Source organism: Arthrobacter sp. R4-81, from assembly GCF_054792365.1.
Map to the genome: position 1 here is coordinate 646,953 of NZ_CP096445.1, position 16,638 is coordinate 663,590.

The window sequence follows — 16,638 nt, forward strand, 5'->3', positions numbered from 1 at the left end:
ATGCTTCGTTACATCTTCAAGCGTCTTATCGCGCTCATCCCGACAGTGGCCGTCCCCATGGTCATATTGTTCGTCTTGCTTAGGCTCACTCCCGGGGACCCGGCAGCCGTGATCCTTGGGGAAGAAGCAAACGCGGCTGACATTGCAGACCTTCGCCAGGAAATGGGTCTAAACGATCCCCTTTGGATCCAGTTCATTGCTTGGCTCGGCCGAATGGTTCGCTTTGACTTTGGCGAATCCATTTTCCTTCACACCCCTGTGAGTGACTCAGTCCTCGCCTCGGCGGGAGTGACAGCCCAACTCGCTGTCCTTGCACTTCTCGTTGCAGTGCTTATCGGACCTGTCCTGGGGGCCATCTCTGCTACTACAAAGTCCCGATCTCTGGACAAGTCCATGGTCGTCGGGTCAGCAGTGGGAATCGCAACGCCAACCTTCTGGCTTGCCATCCTGATGGTTTTGGTCTTCGGCGTCATGCTCAGATGGTTTCCTGTAGCCGGCTACGCCTCGCCAACTGCAGACTTTGGTGCGTTCTTGCGATTTATGACCCTCCCTGCCGTCGCGTTGGGCGTTTTGGAGGCAGCGACGCTGTACCGCTACTCGCGCAACGGCGTTTTGGACGCAAAATATCAGCCTTTTGTTACCACGGCCCGTTCACAAGGCTTATCCGAGCGCACCATCACAGGTCAATATGTCTTCCGGTCCGCAGTTGTCCCGGTCGTCACTGTGGTCGGTCTGAGCATGGGATCGCTCTTGGGCGGGGCCGTGGTCACTGAAAATGTGTTCTCGCTGCCGGGGTTGGGCAAACTGCTCCTCACAGCCGTGGAGCGGCGGGACTACCCGCTCATTGAGGGGTGCGTTTTCTTCATTGCAATCATTTTCGTGCTCGTCAACCTCCTGGTGGACGTCGTCTGCGCGTTCCTGGATCCTCGGATCCGTCTGGATATCGAGGTCTAGTTATGAACAACAACATGGAAAACGTCCTGCTGGATGTCCGAGGGCTCAACGTTGACATCGTCAACGACACCGGCCCCCAGCGAGTCGTACACGACCTCAATTTCCGGCTTGAACGCGGCCGTACCCTGGGCATCGTTGGAGAATCAGGCTCTGGAAAGTCCATGACGGCGACGGCGATCATGGGCATCCTTCCCGACGTTGCGATCGCTGAAGGCGTGATTCTCTACAAGGGCAAAGACCTGCTGCAGGCCACTCCCGGAGACCGCCGGAAACTCAGCGGACCAGAGTTGGGGTTCATCTTCCAGGAACCAATGAGCGCTCTGCATCCGACCATGACCATTGGCGAACAGATGATCCGCCCGATGCGCCTGCACCTGGGTCTGTCCAAGAAGCAGGCGCGGGCCAGGGCTCAAGAGCTTTTGAATCTAGTAGGCATACCGGCTCAGAGGGGCGTCCAGAGCTCCTACGTCCACCAGCTTTCCGGCGGAATGCGGCAGCGCGTCATGATTGCCATGAGCATTTCATGCGAGCCGGCTTTGTTGTTGGCCGACGAGCCAACAACGGCTCTGGATGCCACCATTCAGAAGCAGATCCTGGACCTGTTGATGGAGCTTCGCCAAGAACTGGGACTGTCCTTGGTTCTCATTAGCCATGACTTGGGACTAGTCGCCAAGTACACGGATGATGTGGTCGTCCTCTTGGACGGGCACGAAATGGAAGCCGGGAAAACCGCAGAGGTTATTTCCTACCCGCGTTCTGGCTACACCAGGGGGCTGCTCGAGGCGGCACCGCGCCTGGGTCAGCGGCTTGACCGCCTGCCGGTCGTCGATAAAAGCGAGTTCACGAAAGCAGTGATGAAATGATCCAGAACTCAGACCAAACCGACTCAGAGGACGTTCTGCGACTGTCCGGTGTTACCAAAGAATTCCAGCTTGGCGGGACCCTTCGTAAAACGAAGCACACAGCGGTAAAGAACGCATCATTGACGGTAGGACGCAACCAGATCCTTGGTCTCGTAGGCGAGTCGGGGTCAGGTAAATCCACGCTGGGTAGGATCGCCATTGGACTGATTAAGCCCACATCCGGCTCAGTCAGCGTTCTAGGCCAGGACATCTTTGCGATGAAGCCTCAAGCGCTCAGGCTCTACCGGCGCAAAATGCAGATGATTTTTCAGGATTCGTCCAATTCTCTGAACCCCAGAATGACGCTCCAGGAACTTCTGGAGGAACCATACAGGGTCCAGAACCTGTACAGCCCAGCGGACCGTCACCAGCACGCCCGGGCCTTGGCAGATGAGGTTCAGCTCGCAGAAAGCTGGCTCGGGCGTCTGCCACACGAGTTCTCCGGAGGCCAGCGGCAGCGGATTTCGATTGCACGCGGGCTTGCCCTGGAGCCGGAACTCATCGTCGCGGACGAGCCCGTCTCCGCGCTGGACGTATCAGTCCAAGCCCGCGTGCTGAACCTGCTCAAGGACATTCAGGAAGCCCGCAACCTGTCGATGATTTTCGTCAGCCATGACATGGCTGTGGTCGAGTTCATGAGCGATCAAGTAGCGGTGCTGTATCAGGGCGAAATTGTCGAATCCGGCCCTGCGGTGAAGGTCTTTGGCCAGCCCTCGAAGCCCTACACGCAGGTGCTGCTGGAATCCACACCAAGCCTTTGAGCCACACAACTTACAACAGAGACCCACAGGAGATGCAGCATATGCGCACACCTTCCATTGCACTGGAAGCTAAAGTTAAGGGCCCAATTTCGGAATCCCCAAGCGATCACGCCGTCGTCCTTGAGACGTATGGCCTGGACAGGCTACCCGGCTACGACTACATCCAAGAGGAATATTTCGTCTCAGGAGTAGCCGCAGAGCATGACTACTCCACACGGATTCTCGTCCGCCGGCCCGCGGACATGAGTAAGTTCAACGGCCGTGCACTTACCGAAGTCAGCCACATTTGGGGCGGCACCTCCGTCTGGCGCGCCTACAACCGGCAAATCATGCGTGCTGGTTACATTTGGGTGGAAATTGATTCCCAGTCCCCATCAGCTGTGGACCTCATCAAAGGCGCGAACCCGGAGCGCTACGCCGAGATGACATTCATCCAGGGGGAGCTGGCGCGCAACTTCTTGGCGACCATCCCGTTCACGGAGAATCCCACACCTGAACTGCTAGCCCGGCAGTACGACGACTTCAAGAGACGCTGGTGGACTGCAACTCCCCAGTCTTTTGAAATCATCGCCCAGGTGGCCAATTCCCTGAGGCATGGTTTGCCTGGCCTTCCGGAGTCGGCCGTCAGAACTCTTCTCTTTGCTGGTATTTCCCAGACAGGCGGAGTGGTGCGGCGTTTCATCGAGAGGCACCACAACCTACGCCGGCGCCCTGATGGAGGTCCCGTGTTCGACGGCTACCTTCCCGGGGCATCGGGAGGAGATGCCCTGCCTGATATTGATGTACCTGTCATCGAAGTACTAGGGGAAGCAGAATTCCAGTCTGTTCGCTGGGCTTGCGGAGTGTCCGGCCAAGTCCGGGGCCTCAGTCACCGGCGAAAGGACTCCCCGACCTTCCGGCTTTTTGAAGTTGCCGGAATGGCCCACAGGGAAACCCGCCACATGAGCGAGAAAGACAAGGAGAGGCTGCGCAATTGCCCGTTGCCCGAGGGTGCCAAATGGTCAACGTTCCCCAACTCTCACATCTACAACGCCCTGCTGGAGTTGCTCGCCGACTGGGCGGAGGGATTGCGCACGCCGCAGTCATCGAGACTCCTCGCCACGGTAGGGGACACCGACACCATCGTCAGGGACGACTGGGGGAACGCGGTGGGAGGCCTTCGCACTACGTACACCGATGCGGCACTGTCGACCTTGGTCGCAGCCACGCCCATGGGTCGACCGGCTTGGTATCAGGGACACGAAATTCCTCTGCACCTTCATCAGTTGCTGGAAACTTATTCCAGCCCTGTTGAATACCGCCGCGTACACGCCCAAGTGGTGGACAGAATGCTTGCCGAAGGCTTTCTGCTGCCCGAGGACGCCGAGGAACTGCGGCGGGAGGCCGAGAGCGTCACCTTCTCCTGATACAGAAGTTGCGACCCTGCCGCGAAGCAAAAAAGTCGCACACGGCGACCTGCAACGTCTAGACGCGAAGACCGACGCCCAGGTTCCGCATTTTCGTAGCAGCTTCGGCAGGCTAGTACGGCACCGAGCGACTTGACCTAGAAATATGGAGACAGTTCAGAAAAATGACAGCTGAAGAAATCGAAGCAGCGACAGGTAACGCCAGGGACAACAGCGCAGACGTTATCCATCCGAACCTGCACCTTCAGGACAAAGACAACTACCTTCAGTCGAATTGGATGGCTGCCAACGTTCCGGACGGGTTCACTCTCGCGGCAGTGGGAGACGTCATCATGACGGAGGCCGTCCTCGCCCGGATGGAACGCACCAGTCCGGACCTGCTGAAGGTCTTGCGAGACGCAGAGGTTACATTTGGAAATTTCGAAAGTACTGCGCTTGATCTGCAAAAGTTTGGCGGCTATCCGGAAGCATTGTCCGGCGGAGCGTGGCTTCTAAGTTCAGCGGGTGTGCCTGGTGACCTTCGTGCCATGGGATTCAATCTCATGGGCCGCGCTAATAACCACACTGCCGATTGGGGAGTGGCTGGAATGCGGTATACCGATCAGCTACTTAATGAAGCAGGAATTGTTCACGCTGGCACGGGCGAATCTTTGGAGCAGGCACGGGCCGCAGGAATATTATCGACGTCAGCAGGGCGTGTAGCACTTGTCTCCATCGCGTCGCGCTACGAAGAGAACGCAAGGGCCATCGACCCCCTAGGCCAGATCCCAGGGCGTCCAGGGCTGAACTCACTTCGCACAACTCGTTACGCCCTAGTGACACCTGAGCAGTTCTCCCAGTTAGCTGCCATAAGGGACTCCCAACCTGCCGGATCAGTTCGGAAATCAGTGCTGGCGTCAGACGCAAAAACGAGCACTGTTACCCTATTCGGCGCCAAATACAGAGCTTGCGATCAGATCGAAAGTGAACTTGCGTTCGCCTTCGAGATGGATGACCGGGATCGTAAAGAGATCATTCGGGCCATCCGCCAAGCCAAGCAATCCACTGACTTTGCCATCGTGACCATGCATACCCATGAACCGGGAAACTACAGTGACAGCCCGCCCGACTTCCTGGAAACTTTGGCGCGAGAAGCGATCGACAACGGCGCTGACGCATTTATCGGCCACGGTCCGCATCAGCTGCGAGGAATAGAAATCTATAAAGGCAAGCCAATTTTCTACTCCTTGGGAAACTTCTTCTTCACCGACAACACCTGGCAGCCTCTCGCCCGGGATGAGTGGGAAAAGGACAAAATTGATCCGACTTCCATGACCGAGGCCGAGTTCACCGAGATGCGCAGGGTGGAAGGGGTTTTCGGTGAACGGGTCTGGTTTGAAAGCATTGTGGCCACAAGTGTCTTCGGTGAAACAGGTCAGCTCCGCCAAATACGCCTGCAGCCCATTGAACTGCACTGGGACGGTGCCCGGGATGCCGATCGAGGCATTCCCAGGGTGGCCCCTCCGCAGATAGCGGACGCGATCCTTGAGCGTCTTACCTGGCTTTCGCGGGCGTTTGGAACCGTTGTGAAAATTCAGGATGGTGTGGGAATCATTGACATCGAAGCCTCCAGAGACAGCACAGACTAACGCTTAGGTGTGTAAGCGGCTGAGCCGGTGGACATGGATTCTTTCCACCTAGGCATTAGCTCGCGCCCTAAGGAAGCGAGGACCGGGCTGGGTAACACGTTGGGTTTTGCTGGACGACAGCCTCGGGGTGGTCGAAATGATCGGTGAAGGTGGCTACCTTGTGTTCCTCCCAGCGCCAGACTTGAGGTCCTGCCTTGAGTCGTCCGGTGAACCTGCCTATGGCCATGCATTGAGGTGGAGATGCTGTATTCCAGTCCTGATAGGTGGCGCTATAGAGCACGTTGTTTTCATCGAATCGAAGGCTGATGTTAGTGATGGTCTGAGTAGTGGCAGGATCGGTTCCGTCGAACCAGTCCATGATTTTGGCAGCTTTGGATGTGCCGCATGGGATGTGCCCGTCGAGGCTGACGGCTACGTCGCGGATCAGTTCTTCCAAAGCGCTGGCGTCACGGACGCAGACCGCGTGGCTGAATGCGCTTAGCAGATTTTCGATGTGGTGCCGGGCGGACGTCAGGCTGGTTACAAATTCCATGTCGGCCCGGGCGGCTGCGTAGATGTGCTCTGCCAAAACGACTGCCATCTCGTCCGGCACTAGGGGCTCCTGGTCTTGGCGCTGGTCTGGTCACGTCGGGACGGGGGCCGACTGCTACCTCGCCGAAGCTGTGGGCACAGCGGACTCTCTTGGAGAGATTTCGCCTGATCCGCGGTTGATGAGGTGACTCGAAAGGGTAACGGTGCGCGGGGGCAGTCCAGGATCAGCCATCCTGGCGATAGCGAGGAGGGCTGCCTGCCGGCCGACTTCCTCCGGGTCACGGACCACCGCTGAAATATGCAGTCCTGCGGACAGCTCGGTTTCATCGAGCGAGATGTAAGCCAGCTGACGCTGGTTGTCGATTCGGTCCAGCAACACTCCAGTGCTGATGCCGAGGTTCAGCGCAAGTACCGCAGTTGGGGGAGAAGGCAGTTTCATCAGGTCGGACATCGCAGCACGAGCCTGCTCTGACGTGATGAGGCCGTCCACGACCAGATCCCGGTCCGGTGTGACCCCGCTCTTTGTCAGGGCAGCACTGTAGCCACTGAGTCGTTGTCTGGCACGGAAGGAGTCATTTCTACCGGCCAAGGCAGCAATTCGACGGTGTCCAAGGTCAAGGAGTTGCTTTGTTGCCTCCTCGACGCCCCGGTCGTCGTCCGTCATGACCACATCCGCGTCGATTCCGTCAGCGGGCCGACCCACCAGAATTACGGGTGTGCCGAAAAGGTGATCTGGTGTGAGATAGCTGCGTTCGTTTCCATCAGGCATCATCATCAGTGCGCTGACTCTGCGATCGATCATGGCTTTTGCTAGCTCCGGCTCGCGTGAAGAATCATCATCCGTTGATCCGAGGAGCAGCTGCAGGCCCGCCCGCCGCAACTCCCTCTCTGCGCCGGCTGCCACTCCGGCCTGGAACACGTTGGTGAACGTCGCCATGACGAGTCCCACCGCCCCCGTGCGGTTTCCATGTCGGAGGTCTCGGGCCATCGGGTTTGGGCGGTAACCAAGGCGTTCCACTGCTTCGAGGACACGCCGCTTGGTGTCAGGCATAACCTTTTCAGAGTCTTGGAGGACCCGCGTGACAGTGGCAGTACTTACCCCTGAGAGACGCGCGACGTCCTTGACCGTCACGCGCTGCTGTTCGAGATCTGCCATTCCTGCTCCTTTGATGGGTCTGGTCCTCCTAGTGTAATCGTCGACATGGATTTAATGTAATCGTTGACATTGGCGGATGTTCGCCCTAATACTGGGCTATGTTGACGATTACATGAAACGAGGAGACAAAGATGTCCGCATGGACAACAGCCGGTGAGCAGGCCGAAGTAAAAGCTTGCGCCGCCGCTTCGAACCAGGCACTGCGATGAGGACTACTTTGACCGATGGGCGCCTCGGTGCCCGACCTTCCAGAGGGCTCATTGAGCATGTCAACGGCCTCGAACTCACCGACGAACTCGTCGGGGCCGAAGAGTTCGTCCTGATAGACATCGCCCATTCAGTGATGTTGACGCGGCAGAGTATCTTCGAGGAGGGGCACGGGCGGTCCCTGGTAGCAGCCCTGCTCGCACTGCTCGATAATGACCCGCGGTCAGTACTGGCCGGCGACCCCGAAATTGGCAGCATCGGGCTCCAGATTGAGCGTTACTTGGAGGAGCAGTGTGGCCCTGGTGGGCTGGACATCCAGCGGGGCCGTAGCCGGATCGATCAAAAGGCTACCGGTTGGCGCATGATCAACCGCAAGGCAGTCCTGTCTGTGATGACCGAATTGCTCGCCTTGGGCGAGGTCTTGTTGACTACTGCTGACCGGTATGACGGTGCGCTGATGCCGGGGTACAGCCATCTACAGCATGCCCAGCCGACCACATTGGGACACTACTTCAACGCCCATTACTGGTCAGTCTCCCGCAATTTGACCCGCCTTGCAGAGGCTTACGCGCGGCTGAACGAAAGCCCTCTGGGGGGAGCGGCGTACAGCGGAACATCCTGGCCGATCGACCGCGAAGAGACCGCCGCATATCTTGGTTTTGTCCGTCCCATATCAAACGCCAGGGACGCTGGCATGGCCTCCACGGACGTCGGTGCTGAACTGGCTGCCACCCTCGGGCTCGCACTTGCCGGAATCAGCCGGTTGGCATCGGATCTGTACTACTGGTCGTCCACGGAAGTTGGGCTGGTACGGCTCCACCCGTCGCTGTGCGGTACCTCCAGCATGATGCCGCAGAAAAGGAACCCCATGGTCTTTGAACGGATCCGCGGTTTGGCCGGAAACGCCGCTGGGTGGGGTGCGAGCCAACTCGGAGTACTACACACCGCGACGTCCACGGACGCGGACCAGTCCTATGTGCACAACCTGATTCCCGGCTACTGCCGCGAGACCTCCGGAGCCATCTCCCTGCTTAAGGAATCAATTGCCACCCTGGAAGTTGATATCGAGAAGATGCAGAAGTCAGCGGGCCGGCACTGGACAACCGCAAGCGCCTTGGCTGATGACTTGGCCCGAACGCAAGGGATGAGCTTCCGCCCCGCCCATGAGGCAGTCGCACGCTTCGTCACCGCCCATGAGGCAGCCGACGAGCCCGAAGGAAGCCTCCGGCCGGAGTTGGGTGAGGCGCCCCTCAGCGAGTACACCAAGCAGCAACTCACGGCCATCCTGGACCCGGCAGCCTTCGTGGAAAGCCGCGCCAGCGCGGGCGGGACCTCGAGCATCCGACGTCGCGAACTGGCGGCCGAGGCAGCGGCGGATATCGAGGCGCACCACCGCACTCTTGTCTCACTGACTGACAGCATCACACGGGCCCGAGAACGCCTGATTCAAGACGCCAAAACCCTGGTCGGAGGCTAGTGACAAAAGATCTCTCTGAACACCGCCTGCCTCTCCGGGGCACAGGGCCCGGTCATCTGACGAATGACCGATCTGTTGCGCCAACTTAATAAAGAGACTCCACCGAACCCAACCTGAATCGCCCTCCAGACGCACCACGGCCCGCAACACTCCCACGGACCGGACGGGAAACCCTCAAAGAAGAAGGAAAAATCCTCATGCTTTCACCGCTTTCCACAACACAAACCCGCAGGCGTTTTGCAGCCGTCGCGATGGCCGCAGCAATTGGTGCCACGATCGCCGGCTGCGGCAGCGGCGGACCGACCCAAGCCACCGGAGCAAACGCCACCATGTGGTCACTGACCACCGGGGACCAGCCGGTCATTGAAGCCGCTGTTGAAAAATGGAACAAGGAGAACCCCGACCGGAACATCACCGTCGAATTCTTCGCTTCCGACGCCATAAAGGCCAAGATGCGCACCGCCGTCGGCGCCGGCCAGCCCCCAACGCTGATCTTCAACTGGACCGGCGGCGTTTTGAAATCCTATGTGGACGCCAACGCCGTCGAAGATCTGAGCAGCCTGGCCAAGGACAAGCCCGAAGTCACAGACCGCTACCTTCCCAGCGTGCTCCAGAACGGCGTCGTCGACGGCAAGACCTATGCGCTGCCCATGAGTAAGGTCAACCCCGCGACCATGTACTACAACAAGGAGCTCATGGAGCGCGCCGGGGTGCAGCCGCCCAAAACATGGGACGAACTGATGGCCGCCGTCCCCAAGCTCAAAGCTATCGGCGTTGCCCCGTTTGCCTTGGGTGGCCAGTCCAAGTGGCCCGAACTTATCTGGCTGGAATACCTTGTTGACCGCCAGGGCGGGACCGCTGTGTGGGACCGGATTCAGAAGGGTGAACGCGGGGCCTGGTCTGACCCGGCTGTCATCGATGCGCTGACCAAGATCCAGCAGCTCGTGGACGCGGGAGGATTCCAGGAAGGCTTCGCCTCCACCGCTTCTACCTCCGGATCCGAGCTTGCCCTCCTCTACACGGGCAAAGCTGCCATGTCCCTGCAGCTCGCGTCCCAATTCCAGGCCATGAAGAAAGGCGCACCGACCTTCATCTCCGAGGACAAGCTGGGCTACGTCCCGTTCCCGACCATCAATGGCGGAAAGGGCGACCCCTCCTACATCGTCGGAACCCCCGCCACGTTCTTCTCCGTGGCAACAGCGGCTTCGGAGCCCGCCAAACAAACAGCGAAGGACTTCCTCGCCAGCGGGCTCTACAGCAGTGATTACACAGAAGGCATCATCAAAACCGGTGCCGTTCCCCCGCTGAAGGGCATTGAGGACAAGCTCTCCGGGGCCCCGGACAGCGACTTCCTGAACTACACCTACAACCTTTCCCAGAAAGCCACCACGTTCCAGCTCTCCTGGGACCAGGCGCTGGCTCCATCCCTTGCCGATACTCTGCTGACCCACCTGGGCCAGGTCTTCCTCAAGCAGGAAACCCCTCAGCAGTTCGTTGACGCCATGAACGCAGCGAGTGATAAATGACCACCACCACATTGCACCGAACCGGAAAAGCAGCGCCCAGCATTGACGGTTCCCGCGCTTCCCTGGCCTGGCTGACAGTTCCCGCGCTGGTCTTCTTCCTTGCCTTCGCCATTGTTCCTCTGGGCGGAGTCTTCGTCCTGAGCTTCATGCAGTGGGACGGCATCGGGGCGATCAGCTGGGCGGGCTTCGCCAACTGGGCCTCAATCCTCACCGACCCGGTGACGGGGGAGTCTTTGTGGATCACGGTGAAGGTCATCCTCCTCAGTTGCGCCTTCCAGATTCCCATCAGCCTGCTGCTGGGTGTTTTCACGGCAGGGTTCCAGCGCTACCGGGCAGTCCTGTCGGTCCTGTTCTTCGTTCCGATCCTTCTGTCCTCAGCAGCAGTGGCCCTGGCATTCACGGCCCTCCTGGATCCCAACTTCGGGTTGAGCGGGGCGCTTCCGATTGACGCATTGAAGCAGGATTGGCTCGGAAACCCTGACCTGGCCGTCATGGTCGTCGTGTTCGTGTTCTCCTGGCAGAACATCCCGTTCCACACGCTGGTCTACCAGGGCGGAGTCCGGCAGATTCCCAAGTCACTCTATGAGGCAGCCAGCATCGACGGAGCCAACGTGGTCCAGCAGTTCTTCACCATCACCTTGCCCCAGCTCAAGTACACGTTCATCACGTCCACCACGCTCATGGTCGTTGGAACCCTGACCTTCTTCGACCTCATCTTCGTCCTGACCGGTGGAGGACCCGGCAACGCGACCAACGTGCTGCCCTTGTTCATGTACCTCGAAGGGTTCCGTGCCAACGACATGGGTGGCGCCAGCGTCCTCGGCGTCATCCTGGCCGTATTCGGTCTGGGACTGGCCCTGATCATTCAACGACTCGGCGGCAAGAACCGCCAGGCAAGCCAATTGGAAGGTGCCTGATGAGTGCAACACCCGTCCTCGACCGCATCGTGGCGGCAGCCTCAAACAAGACGAGCGTCCGCAAGACGAAAAAAACCTTCAACATCCCCGCAGGGATTGCGGGATGGCTGTGGCTAGCCGTAGTGATCCTTCCCATGTACTACGTGGTCATCACCAGCTTCAAGGACCAAGAAGGCTTTTTCGCCTCCAACCCCTTGCTGCCACCAACAAACCCCACACTCGCGAACTACGTGCTCGTTCTGGAAAACGACTTCCTTCAGTACTTCCTTAACAGCATCATCGTGACGGCGGGAGCTGTGCTGCCCTCAGTGCTGATCTCCTTCATGGCCGCCTACGCGATCGTCCGCGGAAGCGGGCGATTGCTCACCGGGGTCAACCGGATGTTCCTTCTGGGACTGGCCATTCCGTTGCAGGCAATCATCATCCCCATCTATTGGGGCATCACCCGCCTCTACCTGTACGACACGCTCCTGGCCTTGATTCTTCCTTCCATCGCCTTCGCGGTCCCGGTGTCAGTGCTCATCCTGGCCAACTTCCTGCGTGACGTTCCGAATGAGTTGTTTGAATCCATGCGCCTGGATGGCTGCTCGGACTGGTCAATGATGTGGCGGCTTGCGTTTCCGCTGATCCGCCCGGCCATCGCCACCATTGCCGTGTATAACGCCCTCAATGTCTGGAACAGTTTCCTCTTCCCACTGATCCTTACCCAGAGCGCGTCAAACCGCGTACTCCCTCTTTCCCTTTGGGCGTTCCAAGGAGAGTTCACCATCAACACTCCGGCGATTCTCGCCGCGGTCGTCCTCTCCGCCCTGCCGCTCGTGTTTGTCTACATCGTTGGACGCCGGCAGCTTGTGGCTGGCTTGACGGCAGGCTTCAGCAAATAAACCACGGACCGGCTCTCACTGCCGCTCAGATGGTGCCAGGCTCAGTCTCCACCGACCTTGTCAGCGCGACTGTTGGTGAAGCAACGCCGTGCTCGAATGGCAGTCAACCGCGACAAGAGCTTCGGGCAGTATTTACAAGAATTCCTACAGCGCCAACCTCATCTTCACTGGGGACAGAATCGTTGAGGTGCGTGAATATTTTGACACCCAGCAAGGTGAAGTACTGTTTGAATCGTGAGTTGATTCCCCACCTAGGGGCCCGGGTCCGCCATGACTGACTTGACGGGAAGCCGGCCTACGGGAAAAGCTCCTGCGGGTTTGCCAGAACCCTGCGGAGGCAGCTTCCCGCTGCGCCCATCAGCGCGGCAGTCTGCCGCAGCGAGGAAAACGCGACGGCGTCCGCCGCCACCACGCCGGGGGCAAAGTCGTCCAGGCTTCGCTGCAGGGCCGGCCGGATCCACTCCTCGAGCACGGCAAAATGGCCACCCAGCACTACAGCGGCCACGTTCATGAGCCTGGCGGTGGTCGCAGTCGCCACTCCCAGATAGTAGCCGGCCTCCTCGACCGCCGCTAAGGCTCGCGATTCACCGTCAGCCAGGGCTGCCAGCAACTGTGCCATTCGGTGTCCTGTGGGCCCATCTCCGATGCCCGAAGCCGAGAATATGGCTTCCTGGCCCGCGAATGTTTCCAGGCAGCCTTGGCCCCCACAGGTGCACTTTGGTCCTTTTGGCTGAACCACGGTGTGCCCGATTTCGCCTGCATGGCCGGCAGGTCCGGTGAAAAGCCGCGAATCAATGATGAGGCCACCACCGACGCCCACTTCACCCGAGATATACAGATACGCGCGGAAGGACGCTCCCTGCCCGTACCAAAGCTCCGCCAGGGCTGCACTGTTGGCCTCGTTGGAAAGTGTGACTCCGAACGGGCTGTGGGGAAGCAAGGCTTCAAGCTCGCCGGAAAGTTCGACGCCGGTCCACCCGAGGTTCGGGGCGGTCGCCACGTAATTCCTGTCCGCGTCAACAAGGCCCGGAACGGCAAGCCCTCCACCAAGGAGGAGAATGCCTGCATCCGAGGCGGCATCAGCCGCGCGTGTGGTCAGCAGCCGCAGTGCCCTCAGGACGTCCTCGGGGCTGCTCCCGCTGTTGTGTCGCTCAACAGTTTCCTGAAAATGGAGATTGCCGTTGAGGTCGACAACTCCCACTCCCAGGTAGTCGACGTTCACCTCAGCTCCAAGGGCGCCCCGTAGAGGATTGAGTGCCAGCGCAACGCCGGGTCTTCCCCTCTCGCCGTCGCGGGTGATTCCCACCTCCGTCAACAGTCCTGCGCCCAGGAGGTCGGCCACGAGGCTGGAAACAGAAGCCTTGGTCAGACCCGTTTCGGCCGCCAGTTGAGCCCTGGTTGTCTGGACGTCTGGCTGGACGTTCCGCAGCACCAGTGCAAGGTTCTGCTTACGCACGTCGCCCACGCGGCCGGGGGTGGGTCTGTCTTCCAGGCGTGCCGTTGACATTTCACTCCTTGTAATTGTCAGCAGGTCATTGACCTCAGTTGATCATGCCACTTATAGTTCAGAACGAAAACTAATTGCGTTTTTCTCCTACAAGCCCAACGAGGTGCCTGAATTGTCAACACATCCCACACCTGAGGACCGCTTCACCTTCGGCCTTTGGACGGTCGGCTGGACCGGCGCAGACCCTTTCGGCCAGCCCACCCGTGCCGCTTTGGACCCGGTGGAGGCAGTCCACCGCCTCAGCGAGGCAGGCGCCTACGGCATCACGTTCCATGACAATGACCTGATTCCCTTTGGCGCCAGTGCCTCAGAGCGCGAGCTGATTCTGAAGAACTTCCGGGCAGCCCTGGCCGAGACAGGCCTGAAGGTCCCCATGATGACCACTAACCTGTTCAGCCACCCCGTGTTCAAAGACGGCGGGTTCACTTCGAACGACCGCTCGGTGCGCAGGTTTGCGCTCAGCAAGGTGCTCGCCAACATCGATCTTGCGGCTGAAATGGGCGCCGAGACGTTCGTGATGTGGGGCGGCCGTGAAGGCAGTGAATATGACGGCTCCAAGGACCTCTCAGCAGCCCTTGACCGGATGAAGGAAGGCGTGGATACGGCCGCCGGCTACATCAAGGAGAAGGGTTACGGGCTGCGGATCGCGCTTGAACCCAAGCCCAATGAGCCCCGCGGCGACATCTTCCTCCCCACGGTTGGGCACGGGCTCGCCTTCATCGCGCAGCTCGAGCATGGCGACATCGTGGGCCTGAACCCGGAGACCGGCCACGAGCAGATGGCAGGCCTGAACTTCACCCACGGCATCGCCCAGGCTCTGTGGGCCGGGAAGCTGTTCCACATCGACCTCAACGGCCAGCGCGGTATCAAGTACGACCAGGACCTCGTCTTCGGCCATGGCGACCTCACCAGCGCGTTCTTCACGGTGGACCTGCTGGAGAACGGCTTCCCCAACGGCGGCCCAAAGTACGACGGCCCCCGCCACTTCGACTACAAGCCTTCCCGCACCGACGGCTACGACGGAGTCTGGGAATCGGCCAAGGCAAACATGGCCATGTACCTACTGCTCAAGGAACGGGCCCTCGCCTTCCGCGCGGACGCCGAGGTCCAGGATGCCCTCAAGACCTCTGGCGTGTTCGAGCTCGGAGAGCCCACGCTGGCAGCCGGCGAGTCCGCAGCTGATCTGCTGGCCGATCCGTCAGCCTTCGCGGAGTTCGACGCCGACAAGGCCGCCGAGCGCTCCTTCGCATTTGTCCGGCTCAACCAGCTGGCCATCGAGCACCTCCTCGGCGCCCGCTGACAATCCGGGTCGCCCGCTGAACCGTCCACCTCACTAGCCCTCCTCTGAAAGAGCCCAGCAATGCCCTTGGTAGCCGGAATTGATAGCTCCACCCAGTCCTGCAAGATCGTCATCCGCGATGCTGAAACGGGAGTTCTGGTGCGCCAAGGGCAGGCTCGGCATCCGGAAGGAACGGAAGTGGAGCCGGAAGCCTGGTGGAGCGCACTCCAGGACGCGATCGAGGCCGGCGGCGGGCTGGACGATATCTCAGCTGTTTCGGTCGCAGGGCAACAGCACGGAATGGTGTGCCTTGATGCCGACGGTGGCGTTGTCCGGCCCGCACTGCTGTGGAACGACACACGATCGGCAGCTGCGGCCGAGCTCCTGATCAGTGAGGCGCCTGGCGGCCCCGGATACTGGGCGGACGCCACCGGGACTGTCCCGGTGGCGTCGCTCACGGCCACGAAGCTGTTGTGGCTTTCGCAAAACGAGCCGGAGAACGCTGCCCGCACTGCTGCCGTCTGCCTGCCTCACGACTGGCTGAGTTGGCGCCTGGCTGGGTTCGGGCCGGGAAGCGGTGCGGTGGGGCTCGCTGCCCTGCGGACAGACCGGTCGGATGCCTCCGGCACCGGCTACTGGTCGCCGGCTACCGGGACGTACCTGCCCGAGGTTCTGGAACGGACTTTGGGACACGTCCCTTTGGTTCCGGAAGTCCTCGGTCCGCTGGAAGCGGAGTTGAAAACGCCGTCGGGCGTTCTGATTGGCGCGGGAGCCGGCGACAACGCAGGAGCGGCACTCGGAGTGAACGCCAAACTGGGCGATGTTGTGGTGTCGGTCGGGACATCGGGGACCGTTTTTGCCATCGCCGGGCAGCCCTCCGCTGACCCCACAGGGCTGGTTGCGGGCTTCGCTGACGCAACGGGCGCTTTCCTTCCCCTGGTTTGCACCCTCAACGCCTCGCGGGTTTTCGATGCCACGGCTGCCGTGCTCTCCGTGGACCTGGCAGAGCTCTCCCGGCTTGCCCTGACTGCCCCCGCCGGGGCCGGGGGCCTGACATTGGTTCCCTACTTCGAGGGGGAGCGGACGCCCAACCTGCCCGATGCCACCGGCTCGCTCCATGGCCTGACGCTCGCCAACTTCATACCCGCAAACGTGGCCCGGGCGGCCATTGAGGGTGTTGCCTGCTCCTTGGCTGACGGACTGAAGGCCCTCACCGACCTCGGAATCGGGGCGGAGCGGGTCATCCTCGTCGGCGGCGGCGGCCGGTCACTCGCGTTGCAGCACATCCTGGCGGGGGTCTTCGGTCTGCCGGTCACCGTCCCCGAACCGGGGGAGTACGTGGCCGACGGCGCTGCTCGTCAGGCCGCGGGCATCCTGCTTGGAGAACTCCCTGTTTGGGAAGCCGAAGGAGCCATCACGGTCAGCGCTGAGCCGACGCCGGAGATCCTTGAACGTTACCGGGCCGCCGTCAAAGGGGCGCAGTAGGGCGGCCGGGACGATCAC

14 protein-coding genes are annotated in these 16,638 nt (G+C 60.3%); 11 read left to right on the forward strand and 3 right to left on the reverse strand.

The features are described 5' to 3' along the window. The 5 genes from M1E05_RS03030 to M1E05_RS03050 all read left to right on the forward strand — a co-directional run bounded on the left by M1E05_RS03030 (position 1) and on the right by M1E05_RS03050 (position 5,651). Positions 1–954 (forward strand): ABC transporter permease, encoded by a 954-nt coding sequence (locus M1E05_RS03030; RefSeq protein WP_461164386.1) that lies wholly within the window; start codon positions 1–3, stop codon positions 952–954. A 2-nt stretch (positions 955–956) separates the two neighbouring features. Further along, complete coding sequence (locus M1E05_RS03035) at positions 957–1,817, forward strand: ABC transporter ATP-binding protein (protein ID WP_458112242.1); 861 nt, start codon at positions 957–959, stop codon at positions 1,815–1,817. Further along, positions 1,814–2,617, forward strand: a complete 804-nt coding sequence (locus M1E05_RS03040; RefSeq protein ID WP_458112241.1) for an ATP-binding cassette domain-containing protein — start codon at positions 1,814–1,816, stop codon at positions 2,615–2,617. The genes M1E05_RS03035 and M1E05_RS03040 overlap by 4 nt, the downstream gene beginning before the upstream one ends. A 41-nt stretch (positions 2,618–2,658) precedes the next feature. Further along, a complete protein-coding gene (locus tag M1E05_RS03045) occupies positions 2,659–4,023 on the forward strand; it encodes an alpha/beta hydrolase domain-containing protein (protein ID WP_461164387.1) in 1,365 nt (454 codons plus the stop codon). 164 nt (positions 4,024–4,187) lie between these two features. Then, positions 4,188–5,651 carry a CapA family protein gene (locus M1E05_RS03050; protein ID WP_461164388.1) on the forward strand — a complete coding sequence of 488 codons (1,464 nt, stop codon included), beginning with the start codon at positions 4,188–4,190 and terminating at the stop codon, positions 5,649–5,651. A 67-nt stretch (positions 5,652–5,718) separates the two neighbouring features. Here the strand turns inward: M1E05_RS03050 and M1E05_RS03055 are convergent, their stop codons facing one another. Then, positions 5,719–6,243, reverse strand: a complete 525-nt coding sequence (locus M1E05_RS03055) for a hypothetical protein (RefSeq protein ID WP_458112238.1) — start codon at positions 6,241–6,243, stop codon at positions 5,719–5,721. A 54-nt stretch (positions 6,244–6,297) separates the two neighbouring features. Next, positions 6,298–7,338 (reverse strand): LacI family DNA-binding transcriptional regulator, encoded by a 1,041-nt coding sequence (locus tag M1E05_RS03060; RefSeq protein WP_458112237.1) that lies wholly within the window; start codon positions 7,336–7,338, stop codon positions 6,298–6,300. Between the two features lie 205 nt (positions 7,339–7,543). Between M1E05_RS03060 and M1E05_RS03065 the strand changes: the two genes are divergently transcribed. The 4 genes from M1E05_RS03065 (at position 7,544) to M1E05_RS03080 (ending at position 12,349) form a co-directional block, all read left to right on the forward strand. After that, positions 7,544–9,022 carry an argininosuccinate lyase gene (locus M1E05_RS03065; protein WP_458112236.1) on the forward strand — a complete coding sequence of 493 codons (1,479 nt, stop codon included), beginning with the start codon at positions 7,544–7,546 and terminating at the stop codon, positions 9,020–9,022. Between the two features lie 197 nt (positions 9,023–9,219). After that, positions 9,220–10,548 (forward strand): ABC transporter substrate-binding protein, encoded by a 1,329-nt coding sequence (locus M1E05_RS03070; RefSeq protein WP_458112235.1) that lies wholly within the window; start codon positions 9,220–9,222, stop codon positions 10,546–10,548. Then, complete coding sequence (locus M1E05_RS03075) at positions 10,545–11,465, forward strand: carbohydrate ABC transporter permease (protein WP_461164389.1); 921 nt, start codon at positions 10,545–10,547, stop codon at positions 11,463–11,465. Before M1E05_RS03070 ends, M1E05_RS03075 begins: the two co-directional genes overlap by 4 nt. Beyond that, complete coding sequence (locus M1E05_RS03080; RefSeq protein WP_461164390.1) at positions 11,465–12,349, forward strand: carbohydrate ABC transporter permease; 885 nt, start codon at positions 11,465–11,467, stop codon at positions 12,347–12,349. The genes M1E05_RS03075 and M1E05_RS03080 overlap by 1 nt, the downstream gene beginning before the upstream one ends. Before the next feature lie 295 nt (positions 12,350–12,644). Here M1E05_RS03080 and M1E05_RS03085 read toward each other — a convergent pair whose 3' ends face one another. Next, positions 12,645–13,856 (reverse strand): ROK family transcriptional regulator, encoded by a 1,212-nt coding sequence (locus tag M1E05_RS03085; protein WP_461164391.1) that lies wholly within the window; start codon positions 13,854–13,856, stop codon positions 12,645–12,647. Between the two features lie 112 nt (positions 13,857–13,968). Here M1E05_RS03085 and xylA point away from each other — a divergent pair, with 112 nt between their 5' ends. Together xylA and M1E05_RS03095 are read left to right on the forward strand one after the other, a co-directional pair. After that, on the forward strand, positions 13,969–15,156 hold the full coding sequence (xylA, locus tag M1E05_RS03090; RefSeq protein WP_458114572.1) for a xylose isomerase: 1,188 nt from the start codon (positions 13,969–13,971) through the stop codon (positions 15,154–15,156). 60 nt (positions 15,157–15,216) lie between these two features. Further along, complete coding sequence (locus M1E05_RS03095; protein WP_461164392.1) at positions 15,217–16,620, forward strand: xylulokinase; 1,404 nt, start codon at positions 15,217–15,219, stop codon at positions 16,618–16,620. Positions 16,621–16,638: the final 18 nt, after the last annotated feature.

Coding starts and splice junctions, on each gene's coding strand:
- M1E05_RS03030 (WP_461164386.1), top strand. CDS start 1: ATGCTTCGTTACATCTTCAAGCGTCTTATCGCGCTCATCCCGACAGTG.
- M1E05_RS03035 (WP_458112242.1), top strand. CDS start 957: ATGAACAACAACATGGAAAACGTCCTGCTGGATGTCCGAGGGCTCAAC.
- M1E05_RS03040 (WP_458112241.1), top strand. CDS start 1,814: ATGATCCAGAACTCAGACCAAACCGACTCAGAGGACGTTCTGCGACTG.
- M1E05_RS03045 (WP_461164387.1), top strand. CDS start 2,659: ATGCGCACACCTTCCATTGCACTGGAAGCTAAAGTTAAGGGCCCAATT.
- M1E05_RS03050 (WP_461164388.1), top strand. CDS start 4,188: ATGACAGCTGAAGAAATCGAAGCAGCGACAGGTAACGCCAGGGACAAC.
- M1E05_RS03060 (WP_458112237.1), bottom strand. CDS start 7,338: ATGGCAGATCTCGAACAGCAGCGCGTGACGGTCAAGGACGTCGCGCGT.
- M1E05_RS03065 (WP_458112236.1), top strand. CDS start 7,544: ATGAGGACTACTTTGACCGATGGGCGCCTCGGTGCCCGACCTTCCAGA.
- M1E05_RS03070 (WP_458112235.1), top strand. CDS start 9,220: ATGCTTTCACCGCTTTCCACAACACAAACCCGCAGGCGTTTTGCAGCC.
- M1E05_RS03075 (WP_461164389.1), top strand. CDS start 10,545: ATGACCACCACCACATTGCACCGAACCGGAAAAGCAGCGCCCAGCATT.
- M1E05_RS03080 (WP_461164390.1), top strand. CDS start 11,465: ATGAGTGCAACACCCGTCCTCGACCGCATCGTGGCGGCAGCCTCAAAC.
- M1E05_RS03085 (WP_461164391.1), bottom strand. CDS start 13,856: ATGTCAACGGCACGCCTGGAAGACAGACCCACCCCCGGCCGCGTGGGC.
- M1E05_RS03095 (WP_461164392.1), top strand. CDS start 15,217: ATGCCCTTGGTAGCCGGAATTGATAGCTCCACCCAGTCCTGCAAGATC.